This window comes from Enterococcus viikkiensis (assembly GCF_005405345.1).
GTDB classification, from domain to species: Bacteria; Bacillota; Bacilli; order Lactobacillales; family Enterococcaceae; genus Enterococcus_A; species Enterococcus_A viikkiensis.
On sequence record NZ_BJDW01000022.1, the window covers coordinates 21,827 to 40,753 of the forward strand.

Sequence of the window (18,927 nt, forward strand, 5' to 3'; positions counted from 1 at the left end):
CATACTGAATGACTATGAAACTATCAAACGAATTCAAAACAATTCGTGACAACTTCTTAGCTGCTGTTAATAATAACGAGCCAGCTGAAAAACAAAATGAACTATACGGTGCAATGCTCGATGAATTGCTGAACGAAGCAAAAAAACAAGCGCGTGCTGAGGCAGAAGGATTAATTGCTGAAAATCCGGCAGATGCGAAATTATCTGCTCGTGAGCGTAAATTTTTTAATGCTATCAGCACGGACGTCGGTTATAAAGAAGAAAAATTGTTGCCGCAAGAAACCATTGATCGAATCTTTGAGAACTTAACTACTGCCCATCCACTATTAGCTGAAATCGGTTTAGTAAACGCAGGGCTACGATTGAAATTCTTGAAATCTGAAACAAGTGGTGTTGCTGTATGGGGAAAAATCTTCGGCGAGATTAAAGGTCAGTTAGATGCAGCGTTCAGCGAAGAAGAAGCAATTCAAAGCAAATTGACGGCGTTTGTAGTTGTTCCTAAGGATTTGAAAGACTTCGGACCAGCTTGGATTGAATCATTTGTGGCCACTCAAATTGATGAAGCTTTTGCAGTGGCTTTAGAGGCTGCTTTTTTATCAGGAGATGGAAATGACAAGCCGATTGGTTTAAATCGTCAAGTTCAAGAAGGTGTAGCCATTACTGGTGGTGTTTATCCAGAAAAAACTTCAATGGGCGATTTAACATTTGCTGATTCAGCAACGACTGTTAAAGAACTAACGAATGTTTACAAACATCATTCAACTGACGAAAAAGGTCACGCAGTTGCTGTAGATGGAAAAGTTGTCATGGTAGTTAATCCTAGTGATGCTTGGGATGTCAAACGTCAATATACTTCATTAAATGCGCAAGGAGTATATGTAACTGCGTTACCTTACAATTTGAAAATTGTTGAATCATTAGCGCAAGCAACTGAAAAAGTTTTAACGTTCGTAAACGGCCGATACGATGCATATATTGGTGGGGGCATTACTTTACGTAAATACGATCAAACATTAGCGATTGAAGACATGGATTTATACACTGCTAAACAGTTTGCTTATGGGAAAGCTAAAGATGATAAGGCTGCTGCAGTTTGGGAATTAAAAGTATCCGAGGGAAAATAGAGTCCCCCGCAGTTATTAATGTTGAACCGACAAGTGACGGAGCAACAATTGCACTGCGATAGAAAGGGGCGTTTCTATTGGATGAGAAATTGCTAAAAGATTTCAAATCGCGGATGAGAATCTTTCATACTGCTGACGATGACAACTTAGAAAATATTTTGGAAAGTTCAAAAGTAGCTGTTAAGCGATGGTGTGGGACTGACAATGTTTCAAATCCTGAAATTCGCGAACTCGTGATTGAACGCAGCCGATATGTCTACAATGATTCGTTAGAATTTTTCAATGATAACTTTCAATCGGAATTAATGGCTGTCTCTTTAGCAAATTATGAAGAGGGAGCTGATGGCGAAGATGAAGTACCAGAAACCCAAAGTCAATAACGGCGCTATGAGAACACCTGTTGAATTTTTTCAATATCGACCTCATAAAGGCCCTGAGCCAGGCGAGCAAGAGAAGCAGACCATTTTTAATTGTTTCGCTGAGATTTATAACCCCTCAATGAAAGACTTGGAAATTTTGAACTCAAAGACGACTAAACAAGCAGTAACTCTCACGATTAGAGATCCGCAAACTGACTACATTGTTTCAAACAAGCATTATGTAGAGGTTATGGATAGGAGATATTCAGGTATTCGTTGGAACATCGTTGACGTTCGAAATGATTTCACTGACAACCGATTTATCACGATTTTATTAGCGGTGTATAGCGATGAATAATGGTGATTTTAAAGGCGTCAATGAGACCTTACGAGCGATGGAAAATCGTCTTGGTGATAAGAAAGTCAGGTCAATAGCTCGAAAAGCTATCAATTCCGGTGCAGAAATAGTTGAGAAGAAACTTCAAACAGACATGCTAGTCTTTAAAGATAAAGGTTACACGATTGACGAAGTTGTCCGTAAAAACGCAACGTACAAAAACTACAAAGCCGAGGCTGAAATAGGATGGAATGGGCCTCATCAGCGTTACAGGCTTATTCATTTGAACGAATGGGGTTATACGAGAAATGGACGTCAAATAAAACCGCGCGGATTTGGCGTTATTACAAAATCGTTAAAGAATTCTGAACCCTTGTACTTCGAGACAGTGGCATCGGAGGTAAAGAGAAACCTATGAAAGATATGCTTGGTAATATCTATGAATTGCTGTGTAACAATGAATACATCAAAAACATGACGTTCAATGACGAAACAGAAGAATATCGCATCAAGTATTACGAACAACCAGAAACGGCGGATAAAACTGGACCGTTCATTACAATTAGACCTGTGGACGTCCCAAACGAAGCCTATCACGGAAGCGATAAAGAACTTTCTATTGAACATGTAATACAAATTGATGTTGAGTCTAAATACAGAGCAACATGCAAACAAATGCAATATGAAATTAAAAAAGAGATGAAGAAGATTGGTTTTGGGCAAGTAAATGGTCAAGGTTTAGACGAATATTTCTCGGAGACTAGACGTTATGTAGACGCTCGACGATATGACGGGAATACACGAATTTACGATACACAATATTAAAACAGAATAACAGGAATTAAGACACGAAAACTCGTGTCTTTTTTTGTTGTCAAAATTAGGAGGAAATAAATTATGACTTTAGTCGGATTTAAAAAAATGACAATCGGAATTTTTGATAAGGACGGTAAAATTCCAACAGCTAATCAATTTGTTATTGAAGGTAAACAAGATAAAGGGGCCACTGTATCCGCTGAAATTAGCGGCCTATCAAAAGAAGCTACAAAGGTATATGGCTCAAATATTGCTTACTATATCTCGCAAAAAGGAACAGGAGACATTTCTGCTACGTTTGGATTGTTAGATTTACCAGAAGATTTAAATGACAAGATTCTTGGTTACAAAACTGATGCAAACAAGATCAGCTTTCTTGGCGAAGACACGGAGCCGCCATATTGCGCATTGCTTATGGAGTCAGAAGATCTCGGTGGGGATACAGCTATGTTGACAATCTTTAAAGGTAAGTTTAGTCGTGAAGCTATCAATTTGAATACTACAACAAATGAAGCCTTTGAACCTGAAGCAGAGGAGTATGTATTTTCTGCAATTGCCAATGATGCTGATGGCGAAGCAAAGGGGCAATCGGTTGCTAAATATGTTGGAGATGAAGAGGCGTCAATTACAGCAATGCGCACAATGGCTTTTCCAGCGGGGGAGTAACAAGCCCAGTCGTTGGGACAGTTACCCCGACGACAACAGGGGCAACAATCGCATTAAGTTAGGAGAATGAGTGTGGTAGATACATTTAGAATTTATAAAAAAGATGGAACAAAAGTAGTGGAGGGCACAAGCCCTCTTTCTATCACTGGTATTGCAGCAAATACACAAGTAGCAAAGGGAGACTATCAAGCAACTCGGTTGGTTAATGATGTTGAATCAATGAAAGTTGATATCCCAGCATTTAAGACATTGGCTGAGCAAGAACCGGAAACATCCGGATTTGATCCTGAAGGAGATGTAAAGCCAACAAATGCGAATACCGTTGAAGAAATAAAAGCATGGTTGACAGCGCACGAAATTGATTACACAGGAAAGACGCTTAAATCAGATTTGCTTGCATTAGTACCAGCATAGGTTTTTAGAGGACTGTAGTAGTCCTCTTTTTTATTTGAAAATATTAGGAGGAAATTATAGATGGCACAAGTTCGAATTGAATTAAAAAATAAAAAAGGCAAAAAAGAAGTCTTTGAGAAATTAGAAACAACCGGGAAAGACTATCGTTTAGCCTTGCAAACAATTAAAAAATTAAATGCAGAAAAAGTCATGGTGTGGGATCAATTAGATATTTATTTAGCTTTTGCAGTGGAAATTTTCAAAGCAGACAAATTGACTTCTGATCAAATTTTAGATGGATTAGCTTCTGAAAAAACTCGGGAAACTTTGGATGATTTATTAGGGCAAGTAATGGGAATTGAAGATAATCCTGATCCAGATGCAAAAAAGTAACTCCGGAAGAAGCTGAAGAAATGTATCTGGAATTGTGCCGAGAATTAACTAAACAAGGTTGGTCTCTTTCGGATATCGAGAACAATTCTTTTGACACTTTGATCGAAATAGCCTGTGTAAGTCCGAAAAAAGAAAAACAAAAAGAAGTCGACCTAAAAGACTTCGTCAAATCTATTTAGGAAAGGAGGAAAATTATGGCAAACGGAAAACCGTTAGGTAATATGAAGGTTATTTTGGATTTGGATAGTTCCGCCTTTTCTAAAGGACTAGAAGGTGCTAAAAAAAGCGTCGCTTATAACACAAAGGCTATGAAGGCCCAGATGCAAGTGATGAATTACTCAGGCGACAAAGTGGGTGCTTTGCAAGCCAAATATGACGGACTTAGCAAAACGCTTAGCTCTAACGAAAAGTACATGAGTAAGTTAAAGACTCAGTATGATAAAAGCTTCGATGCAAATGGTAAAGCAACGACTTCCACTGCTAAATATGCAAATGAATTGAATCAAGCGATTGCCAAGTCTGCTAGTTATGAAGCTCAGATGAAAACTACTACAGGACAAATTGCCCGCATGAAGGTAGAAACAGAAGGCGTAACCGGAAAACTTAAAGCACAATCTGATCAGTGGATTAAATCGGGTAAGAAAATTGAATCATTCGGTCAAAAAGTATCAGGTGTAGGGACTGCTATGACGGTTGGAGTTACGGCACCTTTACTTGCTGGATCAGCAGCGGTTACAAAAGCAGCTATTTCATGGGAAAGTGATTTTGCTGGTGTCAAAAAGACCAATGACGAAGTTGTTGACTCGAATGGAAACGTGACATATTCCTACGCGGACTTAGAGTCAGGCCTTCGAGATTTAGCAAAACAGTTACCTTCAAGCCATTCGGAAATTGCTAAAGTAGCAGAAGCAGCCGGGCAATTAGGAATCAAAACTCAGAATGTAAAATCATTTACTAAAACGATGATCGATTTAGGCGAGTCAACGAATATGTCTGCTGAAACGGCAGCAACTTCGTTGGCTCGTTTTGCGAATATTACACAAATGAGTCAGAAAGACTTTGATAAACTCGGTTCAGCAATCGTAGACTTAGGAAACAATTATGCCACTACAGAATCAGAGATAACAGAGATGGCTCTGAGAATCGCTGGTGCCGGTAAACAGGTAGGAATGAGTCAAGGTGATATCCTTGGTTTTGCTACAGCATTGAGTTCTGTTGGTGTTGAAGCTGAAGCTGGTGGTTCAGCGATATCAAAAGTAATGGTTCAAATGCAATTAGCCGTTGAAAAAGGAACTGGCGCATTCGGAGAATTGGAAGAAAAAGCTAATAGTGCTGGTTATTCTATTGGCGAAGTTGGCCAAGCAGTTGTAAACGGCGGCAAACCTCTCAAATCAATGGCTGAAGCGTTAGGAATGAACAGTTCTTCGTTGAAGAAAATGTATAAGGAAGCTGATAAGTCTAAAACATCATTAGAAAACTTTGCTAGTGTGGCGGGTATCTCAAATGAGCAATTTTCAAAAATGTTCAAGGCAGATCCGTCTAAAGCAATCATGAAATTCATTCAAGGCTTGTCCAATGCCGAAAAACAAGGAACATCTGCGATTAAAATGTTGGATGACATGGATATCAAAGAAGTTCGCCTACGTGACAGTTTGCTACGTGCAGCTAATGCTAGCGGCGTTTTTGACAGCGCGATTAAGACTGGTAATAAATCTTGGAAAGAAAATTCTGCTTTAACGGAAGAAGCCAATAAACGTTATGAGACTACCGAGTCGAAACTAAAAATGTTGAAAAATGAAGCGGTAGACGCTGCGATTGATTTAGGTGGACCGTTCGTTGATGCGTTGCGAGATGGACTTCAAGCGGCTAAGCCACTAATTAGAGGTTTAGGAGATTTAGCTAAAGGATTCTCTAGCCTTAGCAAAGATCAACAGCAAAGCATTTTGAAATGGATTGGTCTTGCAGCAGCTGCTGGGCCTGCGCTGAAGGTTCTTGGCGGTGGTATTTCTGTAATAGGTAAGACTCAATCCGCTGTAGGCAAATTGACTGGCGGGATTGTAGAGTTAGCCGCTAAAGCAGCTGAGAAGAAAGCAATTGCAGGATTTAGTACGACTGTTGCATCAGTAGGTACCGCTTCTGCTACTGCTGCTGGAACAAGTGGTGTGGCTGGGTTAGGAGCGTCTATCGCTGGCTTGGCAGGACCCATTGGAATTGGATTGGTAGCATTAGGAGCGGTTGCTGGTGCTGTAGTTGTAGGTAAAAAGGCCTATGATGATTACCAATTATCTGGTGGCAAGTGGGGTACAGAAGTTACTGGCACCCAAGATAAAGTAATCACAAAATCGAACGAGTTAAAAGAAAAAGGCGTTCAGTATATGAACGAGTATCAAGACGGTGTCAATACCAATGCTGAAAAAATCAAAAAGGCAAATAAAGGTATTCAAGACGCGATTGAAGGAACGCTGGAAAAAGAAGAAAAACGTCGTGAGAAGATTACTAAATTAAGCTTTTTGGATGAAGAAACAAAAGCTTGGTATGAGCAAGTTATTGCTGCGCAGAAAAAAGTTGATGAGAAAACAGCCGAAACGGTTAAAGTACAAATCGATAAGATTAACGGAATATACAAAAATGCTTCTGATAATAATCGACAATTATCTGATCAAGAAATGCAATATATCAGAGCGTCATACGCTAACTTATCTGATGATCAATTAAAAGCAGCTGGTTTTACTAAGTCGCAGCGTTTGGCAATCGAAACAGCTTATCAGGATGATTTGTCGAAGCTGAGTGAAAAAGAAGTAAGTACACGAATTAAAACGTTAGAAAAATCCTTGGATAAGGAAAAGACCTCTTATGACAAGCAACGTAAAGAGATTGAAAGTAACGAAACTCTTAGCTCATCTGTCAGAAAAAGATTACTAAATGATTTAAAAGAAAATTATAAGAAAAGCACTGGCGAGATGATTACGGCTCTTGGTAATCTTACTGAAAAATCAGGATCTTCATTAGATTCGGTTTGGTTCAAATGGGAAAAGTACGGATACAACGTTGAAGAAGTGACTGCATTAGTGTCTAGCAGTGTCAAAGATACCACTAAAGACCTAAGCTTATTCGCAAAAGGAACTTCCGATGCCGATATGCAATGGAACGCTTTAAGTCTTGATCCTAAGACTGGTGAAGTTAAAACAAACATGACCGATGTTTTAACTGAAATCGCTCAGACTGATGATGGCTGGAATCAGCTCAAATTTATGGTCAAGGAAGCTAAACTAACTTCTAACGCCAAAGAAGAAGTGGCAATTGCTATGGGGGAAGCTGGTAAATGGGATCAGCTGTGGTTGACCGAAAAAATGTTATTGGTCAATGGCGATGAAGCAAAGCTAGAGCTCTACGAAACTATTAACGCCATGGGCGCGTGGAACCAGTATGTGCTGGACAGAAAAGCACTAGGAATTGATAATGCCGATGCTGTTTATAAATTATTTACAACACAAGAACAAATAAAACAGTGGAATACGTTGCCTGTAGATCAGAAAAAACTGTTAGCAGACAACACAGATTTAACTACTAAAATATTTGCTTCTACGGAATCATACACAGCTTGGACTCAAATGCCCGATAACATTAAACATATGCTCGCTGATAACGTAGATTTAAATACGAAACTCAATGACGGAACGATTAGCATTGAGCAGTACAACCAAGTATTGCCGTTACTCAAAAAGATGTACGGTGATAATTATGACGTAACGACAAAAACAGCAAAAGCTAAAAATGAAATTGATGATTATAACAAAAATCATCATCCAGAACAAAAAGTATTAACTGGCAATAATGCGGATGTTTTAAATAAAGAAAAGACTGCAAGAGATAAACTGAATCAATATAACGGTGTTCAAATTCCAGAAAAGAAAATGACCGCTAAAGATGATGTCACCCCTAATGCAGAAAAAGCTTTAGGTTCTTATCGAGAAGTTGCGAACTTACAAGACAAAACAATTAGTTTCAAATTCACTGCCTTCCTTGATAACACTTGGGATAAAATCAAGGAAAAGATGAGTGAAAAAGGGAACCTGATTACTGGAAACTATGCAAAAGGTACCAACTACCATAAAGGTGGCTTAGCATTAGTCAATGACCAAACAGGATCTAAGTATAAAGAATTAGTCAAACTTCCAAATGGAAATGCATTTGTTCCACAAGAACGGAACACTTTGCTTAATTTGCCTCGTGGTTCATCTGTACTAAAGGCTTCTCAAACAGCTAAACTTATACCTCGATACGCAGATGGTATTGGAGAAGTAATCACGTCAGATACAAAAATAGACGAGTTGATTCAGGCAATCAATAATCTGATTTTAACGTTTAACTCGGTTCAATCAGGCGCTAACACTGTAGGCAATATGACTGAAAATTCAACTATTTCTGGAACACAAGGAAGTGCTGATTTAACAGCATTGACACCAGATAAACTGGTTGAGCAAGGCGAACAATATGCTCCAATCGGCTCAATGTGGATGACTAATCTCATGAACGGCTGGAATTCAATTGTCCCGCAGTACATGGCAAGCGAAACACTATTTATTTCGAACTATCTAACGCAATTGAGTAACCAAAACAATCCGAATTATTTGCAGGGTGTCACTTGGAATAGAAACTTGATGAATGGTTGGAACAGTTTAACAGGAACATTCATTAATCTAATCAAAACATTCTGTAACCAAGCGATGACAACTCTTCGGAGTTACAATGCGCCTATGTACAACAATGGTCGTGCATGGCAACAGAATAATTTGAATGGTTGGAACTCATTGTATGGATCGTTTATTGCAAGAGTTAACCAGCTGGGAAATGATTCAATTAATAATCTCCGTTCCAAAAACGGCGGTTTTTACAGCGCCGGTAGCTATCTGATGCAATCACTGATCAACGGGCTAAACTCAATGGGTGGCTCTTTATCATCAACGATGAACGGTGTAGCAAATAAGATGGTCAGCGGAATTGGTAAGGGTGTTAATGGTGTAATCGGCGGCGTTAACTATGTTCTGAAAGAAGTTGAATCAGACAAGAAATTAGGAAACTGGACTGTTCCACAATATTCAAAGGGAACAGACGGACACCCTGGCGGATTAGCAATGATCAACGATCAAAAAGGGCCTGTTCATGAAGAGTATGTTCAGATGCCTGATGGCCGTGGGTTTATTGCCAAAGGAAAGGATCTATTGGTCAACCTTCCTAAAGGGGCGCAAGTACTGAATGCAAGTCTTACTAAGAAATTAAAGAAAGGTTTCGATATTCCACATTATGCCAATGGAACGGATGACTTTGATATCTTTGATTTAATCGATGATGAGGGTGCTTTTAGGAAAGTTGTAGACCAAAGAATTGACTACAATAGTATCGCGGAACCTTGGAAGAGAATGACAAAAGATGGCGTTAAGTTAATGACAAGCGCGGCCTATCCTTTTGCACAAAAGCAAGTCGAAGATTCTTTTGGTGGTGGCAGTTTTGATGGAGCTATGAATGCCAATAATGTATACCAATACTTAGTGGATATTGCACAAAAAGTTATGTCAAAATTTGGAGGACTAACTATCACTTCTGGATATCGGCCCGGTGATCCTTACTGGCATGGTAAACACCAAGCTTTGGACATCTCAGGGTATCCTTACGGCAGTCCAAGATACACAGAAGCCGCTAACTGGGCTTTTGAAAAATTTCCTAAACAAATCGCTTATGTAATTACTAACGGTCGAGTACGAGATCGGGTTGGTATTTCTGGAACTGGCGTACATGACGGTTGGACATCTTGGCCAGACGGAGATCATTATGATCACATCCATTTAAACGGAGCATTAGGCTCAGGAAATATATTTAAAGCTGGAACAGATGTAGCTGGAGGTTTGCCAACTCCCGGGGGCGCATCCGTAGAAAGATGGCGCTCGTATGTAAAGAAAGCGTTGAAGATGAACGGACTGCCAACTTCTCAGGCATATGTTAATGCGTGGATGTCTCAAATTCAGACAGAGTCCGGTGGGAATCCTTCTGCGGTTGGTGGTAACGATGGAATTATTGCAGAAGGCAACGCTACCGGATTGCTTCAAACGAAGCCAGGTACATTTGCCGCGAACGCCTTTCCAGGCCATGGCAATATCATGAACGGTTTTGATAATATGTTAGCGGCTATCCGTTATGCAAAAGGTCGCTATGGAGCGAATATGTTAGGCGTGATTGGTCGAGGCCACGGTTATGAAAATGGCGGTCTGATCAACAAGGACGGTCTGTATCGCGCTGGTGAAGGAAACAAACCTGAAATGGTTATTCCACTAACCCGTAAATCGAGAGCAATCGAATTGATGGGTCAAGCATTGGCATTCATGGCTGGGGATAAACAGCCTAACTCTCAATCGGCTTCTTCTGATAACACTGCTGAATTAGTAACGTTGATCAAACAGCAGCAACGGCAGCACAGTGAACTGATGCGGATATTAAAAGCTATCCTATCGAAAGATTCTGGTATTACTACTGATGCTGTTGGAAAAGCTGCTAATGATTTCTTAGGCGGAGATTTGAGCAAATTAGGGTATACAGCAGGAGGTGCTTTCTAATTGTTTTACAAATTGCTTTTTAACCAAAATGGTAGATTGTTTGATCCGCAAGAAAATGGAAAGATAATCTGCAAAGAAATAAAAAGACAAGCGCCTATCTACGAAGTGAAATATGAAGATTTCGAGGGGGCGAACGGAAGTAGAGAAGTCAATGCTTCTTTTCGTCCTTTTGAATTAGTTCTTACATTCGATATTTTTTATAAAAATGAATACGATAAAGAATTAATCATCACAGAATTACATCAAATTGTTTTTCCGGGTTTTCAGTTTTATATAACACATGAATTGAGTCCGGGAAAACGGTTTAAGGTAAATCCGTCAAATTTCGAACTAACGGAAGAAGAAAATGATTATTCAACTATCGAAGTTACATTCGATGTCCCTTCTGGCTGTTCCGAATCACTTTCAACCACACTATCTGAATTTTCGTTGGACGATGAGTGGCAGTTTTCTCAAGGATTGGTCTCTGAAAATTATCAATACGAGTTTGAGACAAGTCGAATACTAGTGTTCAATGCAGGAGATTTCACGATTGATCCACGTGAGCATGACCTGAAAATCAGGATTGAAGGGGAATCAGATGGAAACATGACGATTCTAAATAAAACAACTGGCGATCGATTCATTTATTATCCTTCTCTCTCAACTAATTTAGGGCAGACATTAGTCTTGGATGGCGTGATTCCAAAATTGAACGGTGTAAGTTGTGGGATCAATACGAATCACGGTCTGATCAATTTGGTTGAGGGAGTCAATGAAATCGAGATCCAAAATATTACTCGCGTGAAATCTTCATGGGATTTCCGTTTCTTATATAAGTAGGTGATTGAGTGACTGATTTAATTATTCGAAATTATGAACAAACCAAAGAAGAAATCCTTGTCGGTTATGACAAGGGTTCTTTTTATGAAAACTGGCAACAAAATGAAACGTGGGAGATTGGCTTTACCGTTACCAGCAATTCGTTGAATCAAGAAGTATTTGATTTAGTTGAATACGAGTCTTCTGTTTTCTACAACGGACAGGAATTTGTGATCAAAGAAATGACTCGCAAAGCACTTGGACAGTTGTTGACGAAACAAGTAGTTGCGACACATATCTATTACACCGTTCAAGATGGTTATCAGTACGATGCAGTAACTGGTGCGAGATCTATTAGCCAGTTACTCACACATGTATTTAGTGCAGGGAGTCGCGGCTTTACATGGGAAGTCATTGATCCAAACAAGAAATTCCTTACAGTCGAACAAGAAAACTTCGGTAATGCGAATTATTTGAAGCTGATCAATGAGATTCTGACTGACTATAATGCAGTCGTGATTCCGAATAATAAACATCTAACTTTCTATCCCGCCAGTGAGTACGGCCAGCAGACGGAAGAACAGATTCGCTATAAATACAATACAGATGAAGTGTCATTCGATATTGATACGTACAGTCTAAAAACACAAATCAAAGGCTATGGAAAATTGAAGGATGGCGCAAATACTGAGAATCCTAAAGATAGTGACTATAGATTTACTCCTATCACTTACACAAGTCCTGAATCACAGAAGTGGGGAATCAGGATACAAGATCCTGTTAAAGACGAACGGTATACCGTTTCAGGGAACATGCTCGAGCGGTTAAAGACAGACTTGCAAGACTATCCAAGTATTTCGGGATCCGTAACCTTGAAATGGAAAATCAGTCCCAACAAAGGTGATCACGTTCCATTCATTTATGAGCCTTTGAAAATCAATACGTACATTCAAGTAGTCGGTATTAAGACCTATCCAGCATTACCTAACAAACCGCCGGAAATAACACTAAGTAACACAAAGAAAACAATGACATCTATATTAGCCGGATTAGCTAAGAAAGGAGTGATGCGCTAGTGGATTTAGAACTATTAGAGAAAAATAATATTTCGACTGAGTGGAAAAAAACTTTCAACGATAACGTCAAAGTGTTGTTGGGATGGAACCAACGAAATGTTATGACGGTTGAAACGATTAACTCGCGAATCGACAATCTCGTCTTACATTCAGGGGGAGATTCGCCTAACGAAGTTGTGGATGCGCGGGTGAATGTTAAAGGAACAACGTATCCGACGTTATATTCAAGATTACTTGCATTGGATAACCTAGTGGATTCTAATTATACTGAATTGAAAACTCGTCAGGATACACAGCAAGGGCAACTCGATCAATTAAATGACTCAATTGGAACATTGATGGGTGCTTATGGAGAAACGTTGAGTCTGTATGTATCTAAAAATGGAAATAACCAGACTGGAGATGGATCAGAATCAAAACCATTTCTAACGATCCAAGCAGCAGTCAATCGAATTCCTTTACTGACCAGCTCACGAGTAACAATTTGGATATCCGATGGAGCATATCTCGAAGATGTGGTAGTAAGAAATCTTAAAGCTGTCAGCATAACGATACGAAATCTACAAAATGTAACAGATACAAGCTCAGAACTGGGTGTAAAAGTCCGTTCAATTGCTTTCATTAGTTCGCTGGGTTATCAGCAAATCAACGGCCTTCAATTTGTCGATCAGGCAAATATTTCCAGTGCAGCATATATTTCTGGGGATTTAAAATGTGCAATCTATTCTGAACAATCAAGTTACTTGGGAGTTTGGAATTGTCGTTTCGCTGAAAATACTTTTGGAAAAGGAAATAGATGTCTTTTCGCAATAGGTGCTTCAAAAATTGGTACAAGTAATAATTTCTATCAAAATCAGAACTGTATTGCTGAAGCGCGTAATTTAGCTGATATTGTCATCAGCTCAAAAGATAAAGGTACAGGAAACGACTATGGTCTGATAGCTGATAATGGAGCAGGTAGAGTGAACGTCGCGGATTCTAAAGTACGAGCAAATCGCATTGCAGAAGTACGCAATCAAGGAAATATCGAGACTGGTCCGATCATAAGACAGATAACGAAAGACGACATTAGCGATAGAGAAAATGTCACAGATGTAAATGGAACAATTAAGCGTGATGGAAACGTGGTAACTGTATCAATCATGTTTGAATGTAATAACTTTCCTTCTGATGTTTCTAACACTCGAAACATTATTTTAGTGCCTGCCGGATTCAAGCGTGACCAGAATTATCCGGCCTATCATGCATTAGCGTTATATCGGAATGAATCACAGCCAGCTGGCGCCCGAGCCGGAATGACTGAAGCAAGCCGTATCGTCGCGTATTCAGGAAATGGGAGATCCTATATTTCTGGAAGTTGGGTAACGAACGATGCAATACCAATCGTCTAGGAGGGGGAAATAATGTATAAAACAAATGAAGAAATCATCGTCATTCAAGCAAAAGCAATCACCCCTATCCCAACTGGAGTGGTTTTCTGGTCGCATGACAAAGGTACCGCTAAAATGCTTTTTCAACTGCAAAAGGATTATGTTAATCAAACGTTGTCCGAAGGAACAATTGTTCCAATTTGCTTAGATTTTGTTGGCGGCCGCCACATTTATCATGCGATAATCGAAGATGCGATAAACGGAATTGTGTCTATCGTGTTAGAAGATAATATTTTAGGTTATGTCGGGCGTGTAGAGGGGTCAATTTATATTGAGTTACCTGATTCGCGATCGTTAGACACTGCTGGACGTTTTACCTTTGACATCAAGCGAAGCCCGATTGATTTAAATACGCCTGAATTAGATGACTACTACTGGCAAGGTTTCAATCAGATTATGGATCAATATCACGAGACGTCTAATAAATTATTTGATGATTTAAACAACACGCAAGTTAAATTGAATGAAATTTTTAACGCAATTGAAGAAAATAAGGTTCTTTTAAAAAGCGAGGCAGATATCTTTTTTGCCAAAAAAACAGATTTAACTAAAGAAAATATCGGTTTAGGAAACGTTGATAACTTTACCACGGCCACGCAGGCTGAAGCTGAAGCGGGAACAGCTACTAATAAGTTCATGACACCTGCTTTAGTATTTAAAGCAATCGCAAAATGGGTACAAGGCAAGTTTGTTTCTGCGACTGGTAACGAAACTATTTTAGGAACAAAGAATTTTCAAGACGGGCTTCAAACTGGCGGATTAGGTGTCCAGGCGGGAATGATTGAGCGAGCTATTACAGATGCAGACCGTAGTGATACAACCAATGTGAAAGAGGTTAATGGGAAATTTTTCAGAATAGGAAATATCGTGATTCTGACAATGGGTTACAATTGTGACAATTACCCGAGTGCGGCAACCGAAACACGTTGGATTGTTAAAGTTCCGGATGGTTTCAAAAGGGATCAAGAATACCCAGCTCAGACGTCCTTATCAATCACTAGAAATGCTTCGCAACCGTCAGATGCTCGTGCGTATTTAAGCCAAGCTTCTATGATTTGCGCTCGTTCTGGTAATGGAAACTCTTATATATCAGGTGTGTGGGCAACTAAAGATCCATGGCCATCTAACTAAATAGGAGGGATTTTTAATGAAAACAATTTATAAAGTATTATATCCAATCGGTTACGAAGAACACGAAGTAGCAGATGATTTTCCAGTATTATTACCTTTTGTGGAAGTTGCTCCACTGGAACTAGAAAATCCACAATCACAATTCTTCAACTTTGCAGAGAATAAATGGGAACAGGCGATTATTCAAGATTATTCTAAGAAACTTGAATTGCTGGAAAATCTGTCTACAGGTTTGCAAGCTGAGAATGAACGTCTAGCTGAAACAGTTGCACTTCAAGATACGCAATTAACAGACACACAACTAGCGCTTGCGGAAGTTTATGAAATGTCAGTGCCGCTTTCTAAGGAGGTTTAACTATGATAAATATTTATGTCAGTCTTATCCAGAAAGGCCTGAAGACTATTGAAGAAGTTCCTAGAACAATCAGAAATGAAGTACAAGCAATCCTTGATGCAGAAACTGCGGATTAGGATTGCTTTTTATTTGCTCAGAAAGGAGGTGGAAGAAATGGCCGTAGTATATGCGACTTTAATTATTAAAGGCAAGAAAACGATCGAACAAGTACCTGATCTAATCCGCGAACAAGTGAGAGAAATCTTACTGGATATGGATTTACCAGAATTGGCAGGGTAGCACACTTTCGAGTGTGCTTTTATTTTTGGGAGAAAAGGAAGGTATTTTTGATGAAACTACTGGTTTTAATATCGGGAGGAACGATTATGAATTACTTATTTGGTGGTAGTGTGCCAATCATGGGCGTTTATTTGACCATGGTAGGTTTGGATATTGTAACAGGTTATATCAAAGCAATGAAAAGCCATAGCTGGAAGTCGGCAATTAATTTGGTGGGTTTGCTGACTAAATTTGTTACTTTTGGAACGATCATTTGTGCGGCGGCTTTGGATAAATTGGCGCCAATTTTGGGAGTCTCTTTGCCAATTAATGTGGCATTAATTTGGACGGTTCTTTTGATTGTCTATGAAATTGGATCGATTCTTGAAAATGCGCATGACTTTGGCCTGAAAGTGGCGTGGCTACAACGCTGGCTACAAGTCTTTGAGGATGACGCAGAAGATAAAGCTCCGAAAAATAAGGAGGAAGTAAATGAAAAAGAATAAGATCGTGTTGAGCCTAATTGCGGCTCTTTTTTTATTTCCTGTTTTTCCGTCAAGTGTGAATGCTGCTAAAGGCGATCAAGGGGTAGATTGGGCTGTTTATCAAGGTGGACAAGGACAATTTGGTTATGCTCACGATAAGTTTTCCATTTCTCAAATCGGGGGATACAATGCTGGCGGTCTTTACGATCAATGGACGTATAAATCGCAAGTAGCATCCACAATCGCTCAAGGGAAACGTGCTCATACTTACATCTGGTACGACACTTGGGGTAGCATGAGCATTGCTAAAACAACGATGGATTATTTCTTGCCAAAAATCCAGACTCCAAAAGGCAGTATTGTGGCGCTGGATTTTGAACATGGAGCAAGCTCTAATAAGCAAGCAAATACCGACACGATTCTTTACGGTATGCGACGAATCAAAGCCGCCGGCTACACGCCAATGTACTATTCTTACAAACCGTTCACACTACAGTACGTAAATTATCAGCAGATCATTGCTGAGTTTCCTAACTCGCTTTGGATGGCGGCGTATCCGAATTACAATGTAACACCGTCGCCTGTATGGAGTGTTTTCCCATCGATGGAAGGCGTAGCGATCTATCAATTCACGTCAACATACGTGGCTGGTGGATTAGATGGTAACGTCGATCTGACAGGTATCACTGATAACGGATATACGAAACATAATCAACCTGAAACAACACCGCCAGCTGTAGAAGAAGGACAAGAGGCTAACGATACGCCTAAGAATGACATCAAAGCTGGATTCAAAGTGAAAGTGAACTTCTCAGCGTCAACGTGGGCAACTGGTCAAGCTATCCCAGCATTTATTAAAGGGAATAGTTACACGGTTCAAGAAGTATCTGGATCTAAGGTCTTGTTAGGTGGAGTCATGAGCTGGATCAACAAGAAAGATGTTGAGATTGTTCAAACGACAAGCACAGCACCTTCCACAGCAAATATCCATGTAGTGCAAAGTGGTGAAACGTTGAGTGGCATTGCTTCTAAATATAGAACAACGTATCAAAGTCTAGCTAGCTTGAATGGCTTGGGTAATCCTAATTACATTTATGCGGGGCAACAATTGAAAGTTAATGGTACAGCTTCGGCCACTCGTAGTTATACCGTTCGAAGCGGTGATAATTTATCATCAATCGCTTCGAAACTAGGTACAACATATCAAGCACTGGCACAAAAAAACGGACTATCAAACCCGAATTTGATTTATCCAGGTCAAAATTTAGCGTATTAAAAAAGGCCCTCTACGATTTCGTAGGGGGCTTATTTTTGTTTTGAACTCTTTTTTATCAGACATTACAATTGAATTAACCTATATCGTCCTGCCGTAGGTTCGAATCTACAGGGTACATAGAATAAGCAAAATAATGTTTAACTTTTGATAAGAGAGTTATAATAGACTTGAAATAACCTTTAAATCCTAGTATGATATTAAACATATTTATATTGTTAGACGGGGGATGATTTTGATGCGTTTAGATTTAAAGAGAGATCCTTTAATAGTCGTTCGTAATCCAAATCAATACAAAGACATTAAACAATTGGTATCTAATCAGAAAAAAAGTCTACTAAATGAAGATGATTATAAGAAAAGTGTAGAGAAGGCAGCGGCCCGTTTTGAAAAGGTTGCATTTGACTTTGATAGATGATAAAAAAAATATTTTATAACTCATCAATTGTTTCAAATAGAATAATAAGACAGTTTAATTGTGGAAATCCAAGATTAAATATTTTTTTTATAGATGAAGCTGCTGAAAGCGAAAGATGTGGTATAGGAAATACCACATTTTTTTATGATGATGTCGATGAAAGAGTCATAGGATACTTTACTGTTTCTTTTCGTAGAATTAATATAAAAGAATATTCGGGTTATCCTTCATTTGAAAGAGTATTTATAAATGATTTTATAAATACATTAAAGGTAGAGCAATTCCCTGTATTTGAAATAATGCGGTTCGCTGTTGATGTAGACTATCAAAATAAAAATGTTGGCACATCAATGATGTTAGAGATTTACAAAGATATCATGGATTTCAGGCTAAAATACAATTTGCCTGTAAATAATATTTTTATTGAGTCCCTTTATGATGCAACAGAATTTTATGTGAATTTAGGATTTGAATTTATGAAAAATTCAGATAATCAGGAAATGCTAGAATCTTATCCTATGATGATAAATCTTGAAAAAATCAGTTCAATACTATACGCCTAAAATCTAAAAGACCCTAGCACTCGCTAAGGTCTTTTTTTATATTGCAATTTATAATACTATTAAACCCAGAATAAGTTTTCTTTGTAACACTGGAGACCCTCTACTTTTTAGTAGGGAGCTTTGTTTTTTCACGCCATTTAAATATTTTGCATATTGTCAAATAAAAAAATACCTTCTCAAAAAGAGAAGGTACGTAAATTAAATAATTATCTGTTCAAACTCCATCATAATTTTTGTTTTCCCTATGAACCAACGTTCATTTTTATAAAGCGAACAAATTATTAAGAATGAAAAAGGGGCAGAAAAGAGGCAAATGTTTGCTAATGTTATCAAATAATGGCGAATATTCTGTATAAATTGAACGACAAAAACGTTGATTTGACAGTATTTTAGAACATTTGTTTCGTAGTAATCCAACTAAGTGGGATCCGGCATGTGTCT

General features: G+C 38.8%; 20 protein-coding genes. All 20 read left to right on the top strand.

Annotated features, from left to right (window positions below; genetic code table 11):
• The first annotated feature begins 8 nt into the window (after positions 1 to 8).
• Entirely contained in the window at positions 9 to 1,124 is a 1,116-nt protein-coding gene (locus FFM67_RS10090; RefSeq protein WP_137614437.1) for a phage major capsid protein, read from the top strand.
• A gap of 77 nt (positions 1,125 to 1,201) precedes the next feature.
• Positions 1,202 to 1,504: a head-tail connector protein gene (locus FFM67_RS10095; RefSeq protein WP_137614438.1), complete on the top strand. Its 303-nt coding sequence runs from the start codon at positions 1,202 to 1,204 to the stop codon at positions 1,502 to 1,504.
• On the top strand, positions 1,467 to 1,841 hold the full coding sequence (locus tag FFM67_RS10100; RefSeq protein WP_218022201.1) for a head-tail adaptor protein: 375 nt from the start codon (positions 1,467 to 1,469) through the stop codon (positions 1,839 to 1,841). Before FFM67_RS10095 ends, FFM67_RS10100 begins: the two co-directional genes overlap by 38 nt.
• The gene (locus FFM67_RS10105; RefSeq protein WP_137614439.1) at positions 1,834 to 2,238 is read left to right on the top strand and encodes an HK97-gp10 family putative phage morphogenesis protein; all 405 of its coding nucleotides are present in this window, start codon (positions 1,834 to 1,836) and stop codon (positions 2,236 to 2,238) included. The genes FFM67_RS10100 and FFM67_RS10105 overlap by 8 nt, the downstream gene beginning before the upstream one ends.
• Positions 2,235 to 2,645 (top strand): hypothetical protein, encoded by a 411-nt coding sequence (locus tag FFM67_RS10110; protein ID WP_137614440.1) that lies wholly within the window; start codon positions 2,235 to 2,237, stop codon positions 2,643 to 2,645. The genes FFM67_RS10105 and FFM67_RS10110 overlap by 4 nt, the downstream gene beginning before the upstream one ends.
• 72 nt (positions 2,646 to 2,717) lie before the next feature.
• Positions 2,718 to 3,302 (top strand): major tail protein, encoded by a 585-nt coding sequence (locus FFM67_RS10115; RefSeq protein ID WP_137614441.1) that lies wholly within the window; start codon positions 2,718 to 2,720, stop codon positions 3,300 to 3,302.
• Between the two features lie 72 nt (positions 3,303 to 3,374).
• A complete protein-coding gene (locus FFM67_RS10120) occupies positions 3,375 to 3,716 on the top strand; it encodes a hypothetical protein (RefSeq protein WP_137614442.1) in 342 nt (113 codons plus the stop codon).
• Between the two features lie 60 nt (positions 3,717 to 3,776).
• Positions 3,777 to 4,088, top strand: a complete 312-nt coding sequence (gpG, locus tag FFM67_RS10125) for a phage tail assembly chaperone G (RefSeq protein ID WP_137614443.1) — start codon at positions 3,777 to 3,779, stop codon at positions 4,086 to 4,088.
• A gap of 194 nt (positions 4,089 to 4,282) precedes the next feature.
• Positions 4,283 to 10,696 (top strand): phage tail tape measure protein, encoded by a 6,414-nt coding sequence (locus tag FFM67_RS10130; protein ID WP_137614444.1) that lies wholly within the window; start codon positions 4,283 to 4,285, stop codon positions 10,694 to 10,696.
• Positions 10,697 to 11,518 carry a phage tail domain-containing protein gene (locus FFM67_RS10135; RefSeq protein WP_137614445.1) on the top strand — a complete coding sequence of 274 codons (822 nt, stop codon included), beginning with the start codon at positions 10,697 to 10,699 and terminating at the stop codon, positions 11,516 to 11,518.
• Positions 11,519 to 11,526: 8 nt separating this feature from the next.
• Entirely contained in the window at positions 11,527 to 12,573 is a 1,047-nt protein-coding gene (locus FFM67_RS10140; protein WP_137614446.1) for a phage tail protein, read from the top strand.
• A complete protein-coding gene (locus tag FFM67_RS10145; protein WP_137614447.1) occupies positions 12,573 to 13,964 on the top strand; it encodes a hypothetical protein in 1,392 nt (463 codons plus the stop codon). The genes FFM67_RS10140 and FFM67_RS10145 overlap by 1 nt, the downstream gene beginning before the upstream one ends.
• A 12-nt stretch (positions 13,965 to 13,976) precedes the next feature.
• Entirely contained in the window at positions 13,977 to 15,134 is a 1,158-nt protein-coding gene (locus FFM67_RS12575; protein WP_371851588.1) for a BppU family phage baseplate upper protein, read from the top strand.
• A 16-nt stretch (positions 15,135 to 15,150) separates the two neighbouring features.
• On the top strand, positions 15,151 to 15,489 hold the full coding sequence (locus FFM67_RS10155) for a hypothetical protein (RefSeq protein WP_137614448.1): 339 nt from the start codon (positions 15,151 to 15,153) through the stop codon (positions 15,487 to 15,489).
• Between the two features lie 2 nt (positions 15,490 to 15,491).
• A complete protein-coding gene (locus FFM67_RS12540) occupies positions 15,492 to 15,605 on the top strand; it encodes a CD1375 family protein (protein ID WP_281279104.1) in 114 nt (37 codons plus the stop codon).
• Between the two features lie 37 nt (positions 15,606 to 15,642).
• Complete coding sequence (locus tag FFM67_RS12545; RefSeq protein ID WP_281279105.1) at positions 15,643 to 15,768, top strand: CD1375 family protein; 126 nt, start codon at positions 15,643 to 15,645, stop codon at positions 15,766 to 15,768.
• A 50-nt stretch (positions 15,769 to 15,818) separates the two neighbouring features.
• Entirely contained in the window at positions 15,819 to 16,253 is a 435-nt protein-coding gene (locus tag FFM67_RS10160) for a phage holin family protein (RefSeq protein WP_137614453.1), read from the top strand.
• Positions 16,240 to 17,508: a LysM peptidoglycan-binding domain-containing protein gene (locus FFM67_RS10165; protein ID WP_137614449.1), complete on the top strand. Its 1,269-nt coding sequence runs from the start codon at positions 16,240 to 16,242 to the stop codon at positions 17,506 to 17,508. Before FFM67_RS10160 ends, FFM67_RS10165 begins: the two co-directional genes overlap by 14 nt.
• Positions 17,509 to 17,743: 235 nt before the next feature.
• On the top strand, positions 17,744 to 17,923 hold the full coding sequence (locus tag FFM67_RS10170) for a hypothetical protein (protein WP_137614450.1): 180 nt from the start codon (positions 17,744 to 17,746) through the stop codon (positions 17,921 to 17,923).
• Positions 17,920 to 18,486, top strand: coding sequence for a GNAT family N-acetyltransferase (locus FFM67_RS10175; RefSeq protein WP_137614451.1), 567 nt, complete (start codon positions 17,920 to 17,922; stop codon positions 18,484 to 18,486). The genes FFM67_RS10170 and FFM67_RS10175 overlap by 4 nt, the downstream gene beginning before the upstream one ends.
• Positions 18,487 to 18,927: the final 441 nt, after the last annotated feature.

Coding starts and splice junctions, on each gene's coding strand:
- FFM67_RS10090 (WP_137614437.1), top strand. CDS start 9: ATGACTATGAAACTATCAAACGAATTCAAAACAATTCGTGACAACTTC.
- FFM67_RS10100 (WP_218022201.1), top strand. CDS start 1,467: ATGGCGAAGATGAAGTACCAGAAACCCAAAGTCAATAACGGCGCTATG.
- FFM67_RS10105 (WP_137614439.1), top strand. CDS start 1,834: ATGAATAATGGTGATTTTAAAGGCGTCAATGAGACCTTACGAGCGATG.
- FFM67_RS10110 (WP_137614440.1), top strand. CDS start 2,235: ATGAAAGATATGCTTGGTAATATCTATGAATTGCTGTGTAACAATGAA.
- FFM67_RS10115 (WP_137614441.1), top strand. CDS start 2,718: ATGACTTTAGTCGGATTTAAAAAAATGACAATCGGAATTTTTGATAAG.
- gpG (WP_137614443.1), top strand. CDS start 3,777: ATGGCACAAGTTCGAATTGAATTAAAAAATAAAAAAGGCAAAAAAGAA.
- FFM67_RS10130 (WP_137614444.1), top strand. CDS start 4,283: ATGGCAAACGGAAAACCGTTAGGTAATATGAAGGTTATTTTGGATTTG.
- FFM67_RS12575 (WP_371851588.1), top strand. CDS start 13,977: ATGTATAAAACAAATGAAGAAATCATCGTCATTCAAGCAAAAGCAATC.
- FFM67_RS10155 (WP_137614448.1), top strand. CDS start 15,151: ATGAAAACAATTTATAAAGTATTATATCCAATCGGTTACGAAGAACAC.
- FFM67_RS12540 (WP_281279104.1), top strand. CDS start 15,492: ATGATAAATATTTATGTCAGTCTTATCCAGAAAGGCCTGAAGACTATT.
- FFM67_RS12545 (WP_281279105.1), top strand. CDS start 15,643: ATGGCCGTAGTATATGCGACTTTAATTATTAAAGGCAAGAAAACGATC.
- FFM67_RS10160 (WP_137614453.1), top strand. CDS start 15,819: ATGAAACTACTGGTTTTAATATCGGGAGGAACGATTATGAATTACTTA.
- FFM67_RS10165 (WP_137614449.1), top strand. CDS start 16,240: ATGAAAAAGAATAAGATCGTGTTGAGCCTAATTGCGGCTCTTTTTTTA.
- FFM67_RS10170 (WP_137614450.1), top strand. CDS start 17,744: ATGCGTTTAGATTTAAAGAGAGATCCTTTAATAGTCGTTCGTAATCCA.
- FFM67_RS10175 (WP_137614451.1), top strand. CDS start 17,920: ATGATAAAAAAAATATTTTATAACTCATCAATTGTTTCAAATAGAATA.